The following is a 15,931-nucleotide window of genomic DNA, read 5'->3' as shown; positions in this document are numbered from 1 at the left end:
AATGACGGGAGAGGACGCAGGCGGACCGGCCGGGATCGCGGCCTCGGGTGCCTCCTCGCCCCCGATCCGCGTTCTCTTCGTCGACGACGAGCCGGGGTTCGCGGACACCGCCGCGTCGCTCGTCGAGGCGCGCGACGACCGCTTCGACGTGACGCCCGAGACCGACCCGACCGAGGCGCTGGACGCGATCGAGTCGGGCGCGTTCGACTGCGTCGTCAGCGACTACGAGATGCCCGGAATCGACGGCGTCGAGCTCCTCGGGAGCGTCCGCGAGCGGCGCGGCGACCTCCCGTTCGTGCTGTTCACGGGTCAGGGGTCAGAGCGGGTAGCGAGCGAGGCCGTCGCCGCCGGCGTCGACGCGTACCTCCCGAAGAACGGCGTCGACGATCCGTACGCGACGCTCGCGTCGCGGATCGCTGACGCGGTGTCGGAGGCGCGAACCGACCGGCGGCTCGCGGAACACCTCGACCGGATGACGGACGCCTTCTGCGGGATCGACGGGGAGTGGCGGCTCACGTACCTCAACGAGCGAGCCAGGGAGATGCTCAAGCGCGACGCCGCCGACCTCCTTGGTGACCCGATCTGGGAGCGGTTCCCCGGCGCCCGCGGGACGGTCCTCGAAGCGGAGCTCAGGACGGCGATGGAGGAGGGGGAGCCCCGCGACTTCGAGTACCGCTTCGACGCGGTCGGGGCCGACCTCGCCGTCAACGTCTACCCGTCGGACACCGGGCTCTCCGTCTACTTCCGCGACGTGACCGAGAAGAAGGAACGGGAGCGCGAGCTCCGCCAGCTCTCCGAGCGGCTCCGGCTCGCGATCGAGGGGGCCGACGTCGGCGTCTGGGACTGGGACCTCCGCAGCGACGAGGTCCGGTTCGACGAGCGGTGGGCCGCGATGTTGGGGTACGATCGCTCCGAGATCGCCCTCGAGCTCTCGGAGTGGGAGGACCGCGTGCATCCGGACGACGTCGGCGGGGCGTGGTCGGCGCTGGAGGCGCACTTCGCCGGAGAGACCGAGCAGTACCAGTGCGACCACCGGATGCGGTCGAAGTCCGGCGAGTGGCGGTGGATCCGTGACCGCGGCCGCGTCGTCGAGCGCGACGAGGACGGCGACCCGGTCCGGGCGGTGGGGATCCACATGGACGTGACCGAGGAGAAGGAGCGCGAGCGAGACCTCGAACGCTACCGCCGGCTCGTCGACGAGCTCCCCGACGCCGTCGCGGTGTACGACGCCGACGCCCGCTTCGAGCTGGCGAACGACCGGATCGCCCAGGTGTACGAGGCGTCGCGCGAGGAGCTCGTCGGCGGGCCGAGCCGACTGATCGACCGCATCCGGGAAAGCCGCGACGGCGACCCCTTCGCGGCCCTCGTCGCCGGCGACCGCGAGACCCTGTCGGGCACCGTCGAGGTGGACTTCCCCGGGCTGCCGGAGTCGATCGTCGACTTCGGCCTGCGCCGCCTCGTCATCGACGGCGAGTTCGACGGCGTGCTCGGGATCGCCCGCGACGTGACGGACCGGCGTCGCCGACAGCGTCGCCTCGAACGCACCTCGGCGCGGCTTGAGGCGCTCTACGACGGCTCGCCCGACATGGTCGACATCCACGACGAGACGGGCGAGATCGTCGACGTGAACCGAGTGATGGCGGCGGAGCTCGGCTACGACCCCGACGAGCTGGCCGGGATGAAGGTGTGGGACGTCGACCGGGAGATGGACCCGGACGACGCCGTCGAGATGTGGGAGGATATCGAGATGGACGAGACGATTCGCTTGGAGACGACGTTCGCGCGGGCGGACGGCACGACGTTCCCCGTCGAGGTCCACGTCCGTCGGATCGACGTTCACGGGGAGGACCGGTTCCTCGCCAGCAGCCGCGATATCTCGGAGCGGAAAGCGTACGAGGATCGGATCGAGCGCGAGAACGAGCGGCTCGACGAGTTCGCCTCGATCGTCTCGCACGACCTCCGGAACCCCCTCAACGTGCTCTCCGGCTATCTTCGACTCGCCAGGGAGACGGGGAACGACTCCTACTTCGACCGCTGCGACCGGGCGCTCGACGAGATGGAACGGCTGATCGAGGACGTCCTCACGCTCGCCAGACAGGGCGACGCGGTGGGGCCGGTCGAACGCGTCGCCCTCGGCGAGGTAGCGGATCGGTACGGCGCAGACGCGTTCGGATCGGTCGAGGGCGACGACCCCGGAGGCGGCGACGAGACCGGCGACGCCGCCCTCGAGGTCGACTTCGAGGCCGAGCGCGAGGTGCTCGCCGACCGCAGCCGTCTGAAGCGACTCTTTGAGAACCTCTTCCGGAACGCGGCCGAGCACGGCGGCGGCCGGGTGGTCGTCGGCGACCTCGAGGACGGCTTCTACGCCGCCGACGACGGGCCGGGGATCCCCGAGGAGCGCCGCGACGAGGTGTTCGACAGCGGCTACACCACCTCCGACACCGGTACCGGCTTCGGGCTCGCCATCGTCGAGCGCATCGCCGAGGCCCACGGCTGGGAGGTGACGCTGACCGAGAGCGGGTCGGGCGGCGCGCGCTTCGAGTTCCGCGGCGTCGACCGGCCGTAGGCGTCCGGCGATCCGGGCCCGCGGCCGGCGCTCGGCGCGGGTGCGGCGTATTAAAAAAAACGCGGTCGGCGGTCCCGGTCTTCAGAAGGCGCCGGGGTAGACGCTCACGTCGGCGTGAAGCCCCTCGCGCAGCGCGCTGTGGACGTGACAGATCCCCTCGGCGCGCTCGGCGATGTCCGACGCGGTCTCGTCGTCGAGGTCGGCCTCCACGTGGACGTCGAAGGCGACGGCCGCTAGGTCGTCGTCATCGTCGAGGTCGGCGCTCGCGTCGATCTGGATCTTCCCGAGGTCCTCCTCGCCGCGCTGGCTCCCGCCGACGCGGAAGGCGGGGAGGTAACAGGAGGCGTACGTCGCGACGAGCGCGGCGTTCGGATTCGGCCCCGTCTCGTCGGTCGCGTCGATCTGTAGGTCGAAGTCGCCGACCTGACTCGTGCAGGCGTACCCTTCCTCGGAGACGGTGGACGTCTCGATGTCAGACATGGTCACCCGTGGGTTCGTTCCCGGCCCGCTAAAGGCTGCCGACACGTGACGGGCCGGCCAGTGGAAACGCGCGAGAGCGACAGGTCGCGAGGAAGGGAATCGTCTCGCGGGAGGGGTCCGCGGTCAGTCGTCCGGCCGTTCGTCGGCGCCGGCTCCGGTGGCCGCCCGGAGATCGGCTTCGATGCCCTCCAGCGTTCGGCCGCTCGTCTCCGGGACCGTCCGGTAGGTGAAGACGAGCGCGACGACGCTGCAGCCGCCGAACAGCCAGAACGTCGCGGGCGTGCCGATCCCGTCGAGCAGCACGGGGAACGAGAGCGCGACCACGAGGTTCGCGAGCCAGTTGACGACGGTGACGATCCCCATCGCGCTCCCCCGCACGGCGAGCGGATAGATCTCGGAGATCAGGAGCCAGAACACCGGTCCGAGCCCGATCGCGAAGAAAGCGACGAACGCCACGAGCGTCAGGGTGGCCAACCAGCCGAGCCCGCCGGTCGGGTCCGCGAACTGGAACACCGCGCCGGCCACGCCGAGGGTCCCGACCATGCCGCCGATACCGACGAGCAGCAGGGGTCGGCGACCGACGCGGTCGATGAGGAGGATCGCGACGACCGTCATCACCACGTTCACGGTCCCGATGGCCACCGACGCGAGGATGGACTGCGAACTCCCGAACGCGGTCGACTCCAAGATCGTCGGGGCGTAGTACATCACCGCGTTAATACCGGTAATCTGCTGGAAGACGGCGAGCCCGAGTCCGACGATCAGCGCGGGGCGCATCCACGGGCTGAGGAGATCGCGGATCCCGTTGCCCGACTGCGCCTCGACGGTCGCCTCGATCTCCGCGAGCTCGTCTTCGATGTCGCCGTCGCGCGTTCGTCGGAGCACCGCCCGCGCCTCCTCGGTCCGTCCCCGCTCGTAGAGCCAGCGCGGGCTCTCGGGCATCCGGAGCATCCCGACGGCGAGCACGACGGCGGGGACCATCCCCGCGCCGAGCATCAGGCGCCACGCGCCGGCGCCCGAGAACGCGTAGTTGACGAAGTACGACGAGAGGATTCCGACCGTCACCATCAGCTGATTCAACGACGTGAGTCCGCCTCGGACCGACGGCGGCGCGATCTCCGAGATGTACAGCGGGCCGACGATCGAGGCGAAGCCGATGGCGACGCCGTCGATCATCCGGCCGGCGACGAGGACGGGGACCGTCGGCGCGACGGCCATGAGGAACGAGCCGGCGAAGAAGACGCCGGCCGAGAGGAGGATGAACCGCTTGCGACCGATGCGATCGGAGATGCGCCCCCCGATCGCCGCGCCCGCCGCCGCGCCGACCATCGCCCCGCTCACGACGATCCCTTCCACCAGCGCGCTCAGCTCGAACGCGGTGTCGATAAAGAGGATCGCGCCCGAGATGATCCCGGTGTCGAACCCGAAGAGGAGCCCGTTGAGCGCCGCGAGCGCGGAGACGACGTACACGAAGCGACCGGCGTCCCCGCGGATCACGGCCCGGATATCAGCGGTTGACATGACGTATCAACCCGTCCGTTTTCATCTTTTATTTAGAAGTCTTCTGATTTATTATTAATTTAAATAAATTAGATAAATTTCTGTCGGCGGAGATTGCTGGAATCTACGCCGTCTCCAGTAATATTTATTTTATACTGAGTAGTATCTTATCGGCTCACGGCGTCGGTCCGAAGACGCTCCGCGGGCTGGCGGCCTCGGTTCAGCGGGCACGTGGCCTTAACTCGGTGGTCTCGGTGCGAGAGAGGGATACGGCCGTAGATTCGGGTTCGTGACCGGCGGCGGCCCGGCAGGGGATCCGTCCGTCGCCGGACGTTACTCCAGCGTGTACGTCTCGTCGCCGTCGAGAACGACGGGCTCGGCGACGGCACCCGCGGCCTTCACCTCGTTGACGAACTCCCGCGTCTCGATCTCGATCGGCGGGAACGAGTCGTAATGCATCGGGAACACCACGTCGGCGCCCACCCAGTCGGCGGCGATGCCGGCGCCCGCGGGCCCCATCGTGAAGTGGTCGCCCGCGGGAAGCGCGGCGGCGTCGGGCTCGAGGTACGGCGCGATCACGTCGACCATCTCGGACATGAGTCCCGTGTCGCCCGCGTGGTAGAACGTCGTACAGTCGGGGTCGGACTCCTGGGTCGGCTTCTTGTCGCCGACCACGAAGCCGGCGGGCATCCCGGCGGAGTAGTCGGGGTCGTTCTCGATCCCGTTCGAGTGGTCCGCGCGGACCATCGTCACCCACGCGTCGCCGCACTCGACGGTGCCGCCGATGTTCATCCCGCCGGCCGCGACCGAGTGTTCGAGACCGAACTCCTCCTGGACGTACGCGGTCAGCTCCGGCGTGGCGACCACGGTCGCGTCGGGGAACGCCGCGGCGTCGGCGACGTGGTCGCCGTGGCCGTGCGTCAAGAGTAGGTAGTCCGGATCGAGCTCCGCAGGATCGACGTCGGTCTTCGGGTTGTCGAAGAACGGATCGATCAGGAGCTCCGTGTCGTCGACGACGACGTGCCACGTCGCGTGGCCGTGCCAGGTGAGTTCCATGGTTCGTCCGGATCCTCTCGGCGAACAGTAATAAAAGTCGACGCCGCGGACCCGCTCTCGGGGACGGGAGTCGGACTCTTGAGTCGCGACTCGCGCGTTCGACCGGGCCCTCGTCCCGTCGGTCCGTGACGCGTCGGGAGAGGAATTAACACCGCTCCGACTCAACCGGTAGATCATGCCCTCCGAGCGGACCGGGAGCCCCCCATCCACCGACGCGTGTCGCGAGTGCGGCCGGACCCTCCCGCCGGACGCGAACTTCTGTCCCGGCTGCGGCGCCGAGGTGCGGACCGGCGGCGGCGTCGCGTACTGCGCCGACTGCGGCGAGCGGCTCGCGCCCGACGACGAGTTCTGCGCCGAGTGCGGGGCGGCGCGGCCCGGAGCAGGCGGTCGCGTGACCCGTCGACCCGACGATGCGGTCGATACCGAGGCGCGCCGCGCGTTCCGCGCCCGGGTGAGCGACCACCTCGACGACGGCTGGGAACTCGTCGAGGACCGCGGCGATCGGGTCGTCCTCGTCGACAGGGGGTGGGCTCGATCCCCGTCCACGTGCTCCTCCTCCTGACGACAGGCGGCGTCGGGAACCTGCTGTACGGCTGGTACCACTACTCCGAGCTGGCCGAAACGCGGCGGCTTAGCGTCTCCGACGGCCCGATTCCGGACGGCGAACTCCCCTCACCAGACGGGAACGACGACCCGCTCGTGGCCCTCTCCGGGTACCTCTTGGGCGGCATCCTCCTGCTGATCGGGCTCGGGATCGCCGTCGTCTCAGCGAGACAGGGAGCGCTCCCCGGCGCGGCGTTCGGCGCCGCGTTCGCGCTCGTCGGCCTCGCGCTGACGCCGCCCGCGGAGCGACGTCTGCGCCGGCGACACGGGCTCTCCCGGTTCGGTCGGATCCGGACCGTCGACCACCGGGTGATCCGAGCGACGGAGCGTACAGAGTCCCCGTGCGTCGTCTGCGGCGAGTCCTTCGAGCGCGGGGTCGTCCGTCGCCGCCGCGACGAGACGGTCGCGGCTGGCGTGCCGGTCCGGACGCACGCGATCGAGCGAAACCGCTACTGCGAGGACTGCGCCCGCGAGGAGCTGTTCGGCGGGTCGGAGGGAGCGGCGGACGGCCGCGCCGAGAGCGTCGAGCCGACGGATCGCGTCGAGGCCGGGGGATCGACCGGCGACTGGGAGACCGTCGGATCGACTGACGACGCCGATGGCGACGGCTCGGGGGCGGCGACCGACCGCGCCCGCGACGGCTGACGCGGACGGCGTACCGGGCGGGGGGGGACGGACCAGACCGCTTATCAGCGTCTGCCCGACAACAACGCCCATGCAGGCGCTAACAGCCGCGCAGCGCGAGTTCGCCGAGCAGGCCGAAGCGGTCGCCGCGGAGTTCGCCGAGGACGCCTACACCTGGGGGGGCGACGTGCCGTGGGAGAACCTCCGGCGGCTCGCCGAGGCGGACCTCTACTGCCCGTCCATCTCCGAGGAGTACGGCGGGCAGGGCCGCTCCGACGTGGCGGCGATGCTCCTCACACAGGCGGTCGGGCGAGAGTGTCCCGACACGGGGTGGTTCACCTACATGCAGGGGATGGTCGGACCGCGGGCGATCGACCTCTTCGGGTCCGACGCGGTCAAGGAAGAGTACCTCCCCGCCGTCACCGCCGGCGAGAGCTTCGTCTCCATCGCCATCTCGGAGCCCGACGCCGGCTCGGACGTGGGGTCGATGTCGACCGAGGTGACTGAGGAGGACGGGAAGCTCGTGTGTAACGGCGAGAAGACCTGGGTCGGCGGCGTCCCCTTCGGCGACGCGGCGGTCGCCTGGGTCAGGTTCCCCGAGGGGCTCGGGTCGGTCGTGATTCCCTACGACGACCCCGGCGTCGAGATCGAGGAGGTGTACACGAACATGGCCGGGTACGCGCAGACGCACTTCACGATCGACGACGTCGTGATCCCCGAGACGCACGTCCTGACTCGGGGGACGGAGGCGTTCAAACAGCAGCTGGTCTCGCTCAACTGGGAGCGGCTCGGCAGTTCGGTGCTCACGGTCGCGTGGGCGGAGGCCGCGCTGGAGCAGGCGCTGGCGTACGCGACCGACCGCGAGCAGTTCGATCAGCCGCTCGACGAGTTCCAGGGGATCGAGTGGCGGCTCGCGGAGATGTACCGGAACGTCGAGACCGCGGCGTCGCTGGTGTATATGTCGGCCGCCGGCGCGCAGGGCCACGACCCCGCCCCGCCGCGGCTCCAGACATCGACCGCGAAGCTCCACTGCTCGCAGATGGTCGAGCAGGTCGCGAGCGAGGCGGTCCAGATCGTCGGCGCCCGCGCCTACCAGCGGGGCCACCCGCTGGAGTACCTCTACCGCTTCGCGCGGAGCCGCCGTATCGCGGCCGGCACGGACGAGATGCAGCTGAACACCATCGCTCGGGCGCTGAAGGAGGACGGCGTGCCGCCGGTCTCGGCGCGGTAGCGCCGGTCGGCCCGCTGCCGGTCTTCGTGCAGTAGCGCGGCGAGTCACCTCCCAGACGCTTGCGTCCGCCCTCGCTACTCGTCGTACGACCGGCCGTAATCGGGCTCGCGCTTCTCGTTGAACGCCGCGACCGCCTCCTCGTGTTCGGGGTCGATGACGCAGTCCCACTGGTACTCGGCCGCCTTCCGACAGTACTCGTCGAAGCTCTGTTGTGGATCGATCAGCCGGTTCGTGTGCCGGACGGCGGTCCTCGGCTTGTCCCGGATCTCCTCGGCGAGCGCGGTGGCGGCCGCGAGAGCGTCCTCGGCCCGCTCCGTAGCGAGCCCGATGTCGACGGCGTCCTCTGGAGTGATGTCCCGGCCGGTCAGCAGGTACTCGCGGGCCTTCGACTCGCCGATCAGCCGGGGAAGGAGCCACCCGCCGCCGTCGCCGGGGACGAGCCCGACGTTGACGAACCCCTCGCGCATGACCGCGTCGTCGGCGATCGTGCGCAGGTCGCAGGCGAGCGCGAAGTCGCAGCCGGCGCCGATCGCCGGGCCATTCACCGCGGCGACCGAGGGCGTCGCGGCCGTCCGGAGCCGCCAGACGAGCTGCTGGATGAGCCAGAGGAACGCCCCGTACTCCTCCGGGTACTGATCGTCCCAGTCGGGCATCTCCGTCGTGTCCGCCCCGGCGCAGAACCCGTCGCCAGCGCCCGTGAGGACCGTCGCGTACACGCCGTCGTCGCGCTCGGCCCGCCGCACCGCGTCGTTGAGTTCGAGGACCGTGGTCCGGGTGAAGGCGTTGTACACGTCCGGGCGGTCGATGGTGACCGTCGCGACCCCCTCGCTCACCGCGTACCGGACGTCGTCGTAGTCGCGCGCTTCCGCGTCGATTTCTCCGTCGGCTGTGTCGTCGGCCATACCGGACGGCGGGCCGGCCTCCACAAATAGGTGTGCGGTCGGCCGCCTTGCGTCGACCGGGAACGCTTTTTATCCGCGTCGCCCCACGCCGCACATGCACCGCGCACGGTTCCGCGACCCGGCCGGATCGATCCGCGAAGGCACCTACGATCCCGAGAGCGACGCCGTCGCCTTCGGCGGCGACGAGTACGCGCTCGACGACCCCGCGATCGACGTGCTCCCGCCGACCGACCCGACGAAGATCGTCTGTATCGGGCGCAACTACGCCGACCACGCGGCCGAGCTCGGCAACGACGTGCCGGATCGCCCGCTCCTCTTTCTCAAGCCGCCGAACGCGCTGGCGAGCCACGGCGACACGGTCACCGTCCCCGAGGGGAAAGACCGGATCGACTGGGAGGCCGAGCTGGCGGTCGTGATCGGCGAGCAGTGCAAGGCCGTCGACGCCGACGACGCGATGGACGTCGTCGCGGGGTTCACCTGCATGAACGACGTGTCGAACCGCGACGACCAGAACCGCGAGCAGAACTGGGTGCGCGGGAAGGCGTTCGACAACGCCGCGCCGCTCGGTCCGGTGATGGCGACGCCCGAGGAGGTCCCCGCGGACGCCGGCGTCGAGCTCCGAGTGAACGGCGAGACGAAGCAGTCGAGCGACCGCGAGCACCTCATCTTCGACGTGCCGACCCTGATCGAAGAGATCACGACGTACCTCACGCTGGAGGCCGGCGACGTCATCGCGACGGGCACGCCGGAGGGCGTCGGCGCGCTCTCCGACGGCGACACCGTCGAGGTGGAGATAGAGGGCGTCGGGACGCTCGAACACGACGTGCGCGTCCCCTGAGCGGCGGACGGGATCGCGCCGTCCGGCGCTCCCTGGGCCCCGATCGCACACCTCGTTTCCGGTGAACGCTTATGTATCGTCGGTTCGGTAACCAATACGTGAAGTCCATCTCGTTCTCGCGCTGACCGCGGCTCGCGACGACTCCGCGCACCCGTCTCCGCCCGCTTCGGAGGCCCCGGCCAGCGCCCGACCAGTGCGACCGAGAGACTCGGTCTCGGAGACAATCGCCCTCCGTTCCGGGGCGGTCCGCTCTCCGGCGACCTTCGACGCCTCTCGATCGCGCAGGGTATCGCTCCAGAACACGGTTCGTCGTCGCCGCCGCGTGCCGGACGTCGCGAGTCCGCGGTCGGCGGTGTCGAACCCCTCTCCGGGCCGACGCGAGCGCCCGACGACCCGATGTCACGAGACGAGAAATCCGACGACGAGACGCGAGACGGAACCGACAACGACCGACGCCGGACGCACCGCCTCGACGCCGGCCGTGCGCTGATCGCCGCGCGCGACGCCGACGTTCGCCCCGAGACGGACGAGATCCGCGGGCTCGCCCGCTCGGCGGGCTACGAGGTCGTCGGCGAGGTCACCCAGCGGCGCCGCGAGGACCCGACGTACGGACTCGGCCGCGGCAAGGCGGAGGAGCTGATGCGCCGAGCGTCGGTCGAGGACGTCGACGCCGTGATCTACGACGGCGAACTCTCGCCCGGGCAGACGGCGTCGCTCTCCGACCTGCTCCCGGACGGGGTCGAACCGATCGACCGGACGCGGCTGGTCCTCGACCTGTTCGCCGAGGGGGCCGGTTCGCGCGCGGCCGAGCTACAGGTCGAGCTCGCCCGCCTCGAGTACCTGAAGCCGCGGCTCCGGGAGCTCATCGCGCGCGACTACGCGACCGACCTCCGGTACCACAACGAGGACGACCGACGGGTCCTCGACGTGGAGCGTCGGATCGACGACGCTCGACGCGCCCTCAGCGAGGTGACGGAGGCCCGGAGCGAGCGGCGAGAGCAGCGCCGGCGGGCGGGGTTCGACGCGGTCGCGCTGGCCGGGTACACCAACGCCGGCAAATCGACGCTGCTCCGACGCCTCGCCGACGACGTCGACGGTCCGGGAACCCACGACGATCCGGGAACTCACGCCGACGTCGACGACTCCGTCTCGGCCGCCGATCGCCCCTTCGAGACGCTCGACGTGACCACCCGTCGGGCGACGCTCGGCGGCCGACGGACCCTCGTCACCGACACGGTCGGGTTCGTCGACGCGCTCCCGCACCGAAGCGTCCGGTCGTTCCGCGCGACGATCGAGTCGGTCCGCGACGCCGACGCGGTCCTGCTCGTCGTCGACGCCGCCGACGGTCCCGAAACGGTCGGCGACCGCGTCCGGACGACCCTCTCCGCCGTCGAGGAGACGGCCGGCCCGGTCGTCCCGGTGCTCAACAAAGTCGACTTACTCGACGGTCGCGATCTCCACGCTCGCCGCGAGGCCCTCGCGGACGCCGCGGCGGACCTGAACGCTGACGGCCACGCCGTCGCCGAGGCGCTCGAACCGGCCGTCCCGGCGAGCGCGCTCACGGGAGCGGGGGTCGACGCGGTCCGGGAGGCGCTCCGCTCGGCGCTGCCGACGGAGGCGACGACCCTCCGACTGCCGAACTCGGGCGCGGCGCAGGCGCTGCTGTCGTGGGCGCACGACAGCGGTGAGGTCCGCGACGTGACGTACGCTCCGGACGGCGTGACGGTCGCGTTCGCGGGTCGACCGTCGGTCGTCGCCGAGGCGGAGCGACGGGCCGCGGACCTCCGGTGAGCGGGTCCGATCCGGGATCCGTTCGGCCACCCTTAAGACCGACCGTCCCGGACGAACGGTCATGGAACCACGCGATCTCTCGGACCACTCGCCGTACGTCCCGGGACGAGGCGTCGAGGAGGTCGCCCGCGAACGCGGGATCGACCCCGACGACCTGATCAAGCTCTCCTCGAACGAGAACCCGCACGGCCCGAGCCCGGCGGCGGTCGAGGCGATCCGCGAGCACGCCGACCGCGTCCACCAGTACCCGAAGTCCTCGCACACGGACCTCACCGCGAAGATCGCGGAGAAGTGGGACGTGGCGACCGAGCAAGTCTGGGTCTCGCCCGGTGCCGACGGCTCGATCGACTACCTCGCGCGGGCCGCCTTAGAGCCCGACGACGCCGTCCTCGTCCCGACGCCCGGCTTCGCCTACTACGGGATGTCGGCCCGGTACCACCACGGCGAGGTGACGGAGTACGCGCTCGACGCGGCCGACGGGTTCGCGCAGGACGCGGAGACGGTCCTGAGCGCTTACGGCGGCGAGCGGATCGTCTACGTCACCTCCCCGCACAACCCCTCTGGGTCGACGTTGCCCCTGGACGACGTCGAGGCGATCGCGGACGCGACCGCCGAGGAGACGCTCGTCGTCGTCGACGAGGCGTACGGCGAGTTCGCCGCGGTCGACAGCGCGATCCCGCTGGTCGACGAGCGCGACGACGTGGCGGTGCTCCGGACGTTCTCGAAGGCGTACGGGCTCGCGGGGCTCCGGATCGGCTACAGCGTCGTCCCCGAGGCGTGGGGCGAGGCGTACGCCCGAGTGAACACCCCGTTCGCGGCGAACGAGCTCGCCTGCCGGGCCGCGCTCGCCGCCCTCGACGACGAGGACCACGTCGAGGAGTCGATCGAGTCGGCGCGGTGGGCCCGCGAGCACATCGCGGACGAGCTCGACGCGCCCACGGTCGAGTCGGCCGGCAACTTCGTGCTCGCCGAGGTCGGCGACGCGGAGCGGGTCGCCGACGCGGCCCAAGAGCGCGGCGTGATCATCCGTGACTGCACCTCGTTCGGCCTTCCGAACCACGTCCGGATCTCGACCGGCACCCGCGAGGAGACGCGCGAGGCGGTCGAGCGACTGAACGAGACGCTCGCCGACCTCGGCCTCGGTGTTCGGGCGTGAGCGGGAGCGAGCGAGACGCCGCCGGCACCGGCGCCGACGGCGCCCCCGCCCGCGTCGCCGTCACCGGCACCCCCGGAACCGGCAAGTCGACCGCGACCGCCCTCTTGGAGGGTGAGTACGACGTGATCCACCTCAACGACCGCATCAAGGGCGACGACGACCTCTGGACCGAGCGCGACGTCGAGCGCGACACCCTCGTCGCCGACCTCGACGCGGTGCGCGACCGCCTCGGGGAGTGGTCGGGCGTGCTCGACTCCCACCTCGCCCACCGCTTCGACGTCGACCGCGTGATCGTCCTGCGCTGTCGCCCGGAGACGGTCGAGACTCGGCTCCGTGAGCGCGGGGAGTCGGACGCGACCGCCGAGGAGAACGCCGAGCCGGATGAACCGTCTCGAGCTCTCGCTCGCAAGGCTCGCGAGAACGCGGAGAGCGAGGCGCTCGACGTGATCCTCTCGGAGGCCGTCGCGGAGCACGGCGTCGAGAACGTCTACGAGATCGACACGACCGACCGCGACCCCGCGGCCGTGGCCGACGAGATCCGCGCCGCGATCGAGGGCGAGCGCGAGCCGAGCGCCGGCACCGTCGACTTCATCGATTATATATGAGCCCGCCGCGACGGTCGGGACGGTAGATGACCCTCGACCAGTACCGCTCGGTGGCGGACCGCCTGCTCGGACCGTGGGTGCGCGCCGCCGCCCGGCTCGGGCTCTCGCCGGACCAGGTGAGCGCCCTCGCGTTCGGCGTCGCGGTCGCGGCCGCGGGGGCCTTCGCGGTCGGCGAACCGCTCTTCTACGCCGTCGGCGCGGTCTGCGTCCTCCTCAACGGGTGGCTCGACCTCGTTGACGGCGCGCTCGCGCGCCACTTGGAGGTCTCCTCGGACGGCGGCGACCTCCTCGATCACGTCCTCGACCGCTACGCCGACATCGCGATCATCGCGGGGTTCACGGTCGGGGTCGAGGCGTACGCCCTCGGCTTCCTCGCCGTCACCGGCGTCCTGATGACCTCGTACATGGGCACCCAGATCCAGGCGGTCGGCATCGGGCGCGAGTACGGCGGACTCCTCGGTCGGGCCGACCGACTCGCGCTGATGGGTATCGTCGGCCTCGTCGCCGCCGTCTACTCGACGCCGATCGTCGTCGGACTCAACGTCGTCGGCCTCCTGCTCGCGCTGTTCGCCGCGGTCGGGCACCTGACCGCGGTCCAGCGGTTCCTCGGCGCCTGGAGCGATTTATAAACCGGGCCGCCGAGCTGAGTGCGAATCTCGGCGTGATGATGCAGTTGTTTATATTCCGGACCGCGGTGTTGCCATCGGCTGTTTATCCCTGGTCGACGACTCTGCGGTGAACGCGTCCAAAGCCCCAGGCGACGAGAGCGACGCACGCTCGCTGCGCACCTCACTCGATCGCTGACGCTCTCTCGTTGCGGTGCTTGCGTCTCCTGCGTCGCTCTCGTCGCCTGCCCCTTTGAGTCCCACCCACATAGCACCGCAGCCTCACGCCTCCCCAGCCTCGGCGGACGGCCCGGCGCGGGCGGAGCCGCGCCGGCCCGCCGCCTCCCTCGCACGCGCTCTGAGCGGCCGCCATCGGCGGCCGCTCGGAGGCGCGCGCCACCGCGTCTACTCCTTATAAGCGATCGCCGCCGTGGCCGTGCCGATCGGGACCGGTGGAGAACGCCTCACTTACCGATACGCCCGACAGAAACGAGAGATACGGTCGACAGAAACGTGAGATACGGTCGACAGAAACGAGAGATACGGTCGACAGAAACGTGAGATACGGTCGACAGAAACGAGAGATACGGTCGACAGAAACGAGACGGGCGATTACGATCGCGTCGCCCGCGCGAACCACGTCTCCGGGTTCTGTCGCTTGACGCGGAAGCTCGGGAGCTCCTCGGCGTCGGTCAGGTCGAGCAGGAACCCCCGGACGGGCGTCGGGTCGCGGTCGCTCACGATGAAACACTCCTCGCCCGAGCCGAGCTCACGGAACCGCTTCTCGACGCGCTCTTTGCGCGTCTCCGGGTCGAGTCCGCGCAGGTCGACGGCGTCCGCCGGCGGATCGACCGACCACACCGCCTCGTACCGCTCGTCGATCGCAGCGGCGAGCTCTGTCGCGTACTCGGGGAGCGCGTCGGCGCTCGGTGCCGGCGTCGACTGCAGCTCCGGGTCGAAGGGGAGCTCCGCGAGGACGGGTAACTCGAGCGCCTCGATCGGGTCGTCGCCGCCGAACAGGTCGTGGGGCGTTCCGCACTCGTCGCAGACGAACTCGCCCATGTTCGAGACGACGCCGAGCACGGGCACGTCGTTCTCCTCGAACAGCTCCAGCGCCCGGGCGGTGTCGGAGACGGCGGCGTGGAACGGCGTCGTGACGAGGACGACGCCGTCGACCGGGACCTCCTGCAGGGTCGTCAGCGTCACGTCCCCCGTGCCCGGCGGCATGTCGACGACGACGCTGTCCGGGCCGCTCCACGCGGTCGTCTCGAACAGGTCCGAGAGCGCGTCGTGGGCCATCGCGCCCCGCCACGCGAGCGGGCCGTCGTCAGAGAGCAGCGCCATGCTCATCACCTCCAGCCCGCCGGCGTCGACCGGGACCGGGTTGCCGTCGTCGTCGCTGTAGACTGGGCCGCTCGCGCCGATCACCTCGGGGACGTTCGGGCCGTAGATGTCGGCGTCGAAGAGTCCGACAGAGGGGGTGTCCTGACTATCGCTGTTACCCGCCGCGAGCGCGCACGCCAGCGTCGTCGCGACCGTCGTCTTCCCGACGCCGCCCTTCGTGCTCGCGACCGCGATCACCCGGTCCGCGGTCTCTATCCCAGACGACCGCCCGTCGAGGTCCGGTTTCGGATCGGCCCCTTCGACGCGCGCGTTCGAGACGCCCCGCGCGTCAGAGACCGCCTGCACCATGGCGGCCGACACCCGCTCGGCGGCGTCCCGCGGGAACTCCCGCAGGTCTGCGGTGATCGTCGCGGTGCCGTCGGCGACCTCGACGTCCTCGATCACTCCGGCCTCGAACACGCTGACTCCGGCGTCCGGGTCTCGGACCTTCCGGAGCGCGGCCTCCGCGGCGTCGGCGGGCGATTCCTGAGCGAGCGGTTCGTCGGTGTCGTCGGCTCCGTCGGCTTCGTCGGGGGTATCAACGGTGGGATCTGTCATTGGTGTCGGTGTGGTTTGGATCGGTGGGGTGTC

Annotated in this window: 14 protein-coding genes; 9 read left to right on the top strand and 5 right to left on the bottom strand. The window is 70.5% G+C overall.

The annotated features are described in order from the left end of the window. Window position 1 precedes the first annotated feature (1 nt). Entirely contained in the window at window positions 2-2,566 is a 2,565-nt protein-coding gene (locus tag DJ75_RS16725; protein ID WP_094525574.1) for a PAS domain S-box protein, read from the top strand. A gap of 81 nt (window positions 2,567-2,647) precedes the next feature. Here the strand turns inward: DJ75_RS16725 and DJ75_RS16720 are convergent, their stop codons facing one another. The 3 genes from DJ75_RS16720 to DJ75_RS16710 all read right to left on the bottom strand — a co-directional run bounded on the left by DJ75_RS16720 (window position 2,648) and on the right by DJ75_RS16710 (window position 5,602). Then, complete coding sequence (locus tag DJ75_RS16720) at window positions 2,648-3,046, bottom strand: OsmC family protein (protein ID WP_094525572.1); 399 nt, start codon at window positions 3,044-3,046, stop codon at window positions 2,648-2,650. A gap of 123 nt (window positions 3,047-3,169) precedes the next feature. Beyond that, the gene (locus tag DJ75_RS16715) at window positions 3,170-4,567 is read right to left on the bottom strand and encodes a sugar porter family MFS transporter (protein ID WP_094525570.1); all 1,398 of its coding nucleotides are present in this window, start codon (window positions 4,565-4,567) and stop codon (window positions 3,170-3,172) included. A gap of 312 nt (window positions 4,568-4,879) precedes the next feature. Then, window positions 4,880-5,602, bottom strand: coding sequence for a metal-dependent hydrolase (locus DJ75_RS16710; RefSeq protein WP_094525568.1), 723 nt, complete (start codon window positions 5,600-5,602; stop codon window positions 4,880-4,882). Between the two features lie 175 nt (window positions 5,603-5,777). Between DJ75_RS16710 and DJ75_RS19265 the strand changes: the two genes are divergently transcribed. From DJ75_RS19265 to DJ75_RS16700, 3 genes are all read left to right on the top strand, one after another. Further along, the gene (locus tag DJ75_RS19265) at window positions 5,778-6,164 is read left to right on the top strand and encodes a zinc ribbon domain-containing protein (RefSeq protein WP_254922008.1); all 387 of its coding nucleotides are present in this window, start codon (window positions 5,778-5,780) and stop codon (window positions 6,162-6,164) included. After that, window positions 6,128-6,850 carry a hypothetical protein gene (locus tag DJ75_RS16705; protein WP_254922007.1) on the top strand — a complete coding sequence of 241 codons (723 nt, stop codon included), beginning with the start codon at window positions 6,128-6,130 and terminating at the stop codon, window positions 6,848-6,850. Before DJ75_RS19265 ends, DJ75_RS16705 begins: the two co-directional genes overlap by 37 nt. Window positions 6,851-6,920: 70 nt before the next feature. Further along, window positions 6,921-8,060, top strand: a complete 1,140-nt coding sequence (locus DJ75_RS16700; RefSeq protein ID WP_094525566.1) for an acyl-CoA dehydrogenase family protein — start codon at window positions 6,921-6,923, stop codon at window positions 8,058-8,060. A 74-nt stretch (window positions 8,061-8,134) separates the two neighbouring features. Here the strand turns inward: DJ75_RS16700 and DJ75_RS16695 are convergent, their stop codons facing one another. After that, window positions 8,135-8,962, bottom strand: a complete 828-nt coding sequence (locus DJ75_RS16695) for an enoyl-CoA hydratase/isomerase family protein (protein ID WP_094525564.1) — start codon at window positions 8,960-8,962, stop codon at window positions 8,135-8,137. Between the two features lie 94 nt (window positions 8,963-9,056). Here DJ75_RS16695 and DJ75_RS16690 point away from each other — a divergent pair, with 94 nt between their 5' ends. From DJ75_RS16690 to DJ75_RS16670, 5 genes are all read left to right on the top strand, one after another. After that, entirely contained in the window at window positions 9,057-9,800 is a 744-nt protein-coding gene (locus DJ75_RS16690) for a fumarylacetoacetate hydrolase family protein (RefSeq protein ID WP_094525562.1), read from the top strand. Window positions 9,801-10,196: 396 nt separating this feature from the next. After that, window positions 10,197-11,591, top strand: a complete 1,395-nt coding sequence (gene hflX / locus DJ75_RS16685) for a GTPase HflX (RefSeq protein ID WP_094525560.1) — start codon at window positions 10,197-10,199, stop codon at window positions 11,589-11,591. Window positions 11,592-11,652: 61 nt separating this feature from the next. Next, on the top strand, window positions 11,653-12,747 hold the full coding sequence (gene hisC, locus DJ75_RS16680) for a histidinol-phosphate transaminase (RefSeq protein ID WP_094525558.1): 1,095 nt from the start codon (window positions 11,653-11,655) through the stop codon (window positions 12,745-12,747). Next, a complete protein-coding gene (locus DJ75_RS16675) occupies window positions 12,744-13,352 on the top strand; it encodes an adenylate kinase family protein (protein ID WP_094525556.1) in 609 nt (202 codons plus the stop codon). The genes hisC and DJ75_RS16675 overlap by 4 nt, the downstream gene beginning before the upstream one ends. A 26-nt stretch (window positions 13,353-13,378) precedes the next feature. After that, the gene (locus DJ75_RS16670; protein ID WP_094525554.1) at window positions 13,379-13,981 is read left to right on the top strand and encodes a CDP-alcohol phosphatidyltransferase family protein; all 603 of its coding nucleotides are present in this window, start codon (window positions 13,379-13,381) and stop codon (window positions 13,979-13,981) included. Window positions 13,982-14,569: 588 nt separating this feature from the next. Here DJ75_RS16670 and DJ75_RS16665 read toward each other — a convergent pair. Then, a complete protein-coding gene (locus DJ75_RS16665) occupies window positions 14,570-15,898 on the bottom strand; it encodes a P-loop NTPase (protein WP_094525552.1) in 1,329 nt (442 codons plus the stop codon). Between the last annotated feature and the right edge of the window lie 33 nt (window positions 15,899-15,931).

This window comes from Halorubrum sp. Eb13 (assembly GCF_002252895.1).
Lineage (GTDB): Archaea > Halobacteriota > Halobacteria > Halobacteriales > Haloferacaceae > Halorubrum.
Note: the sequence above shows the minus strand (reverse complement) of the source record. Positions and strands in the feature narration are given on the sequence as shown.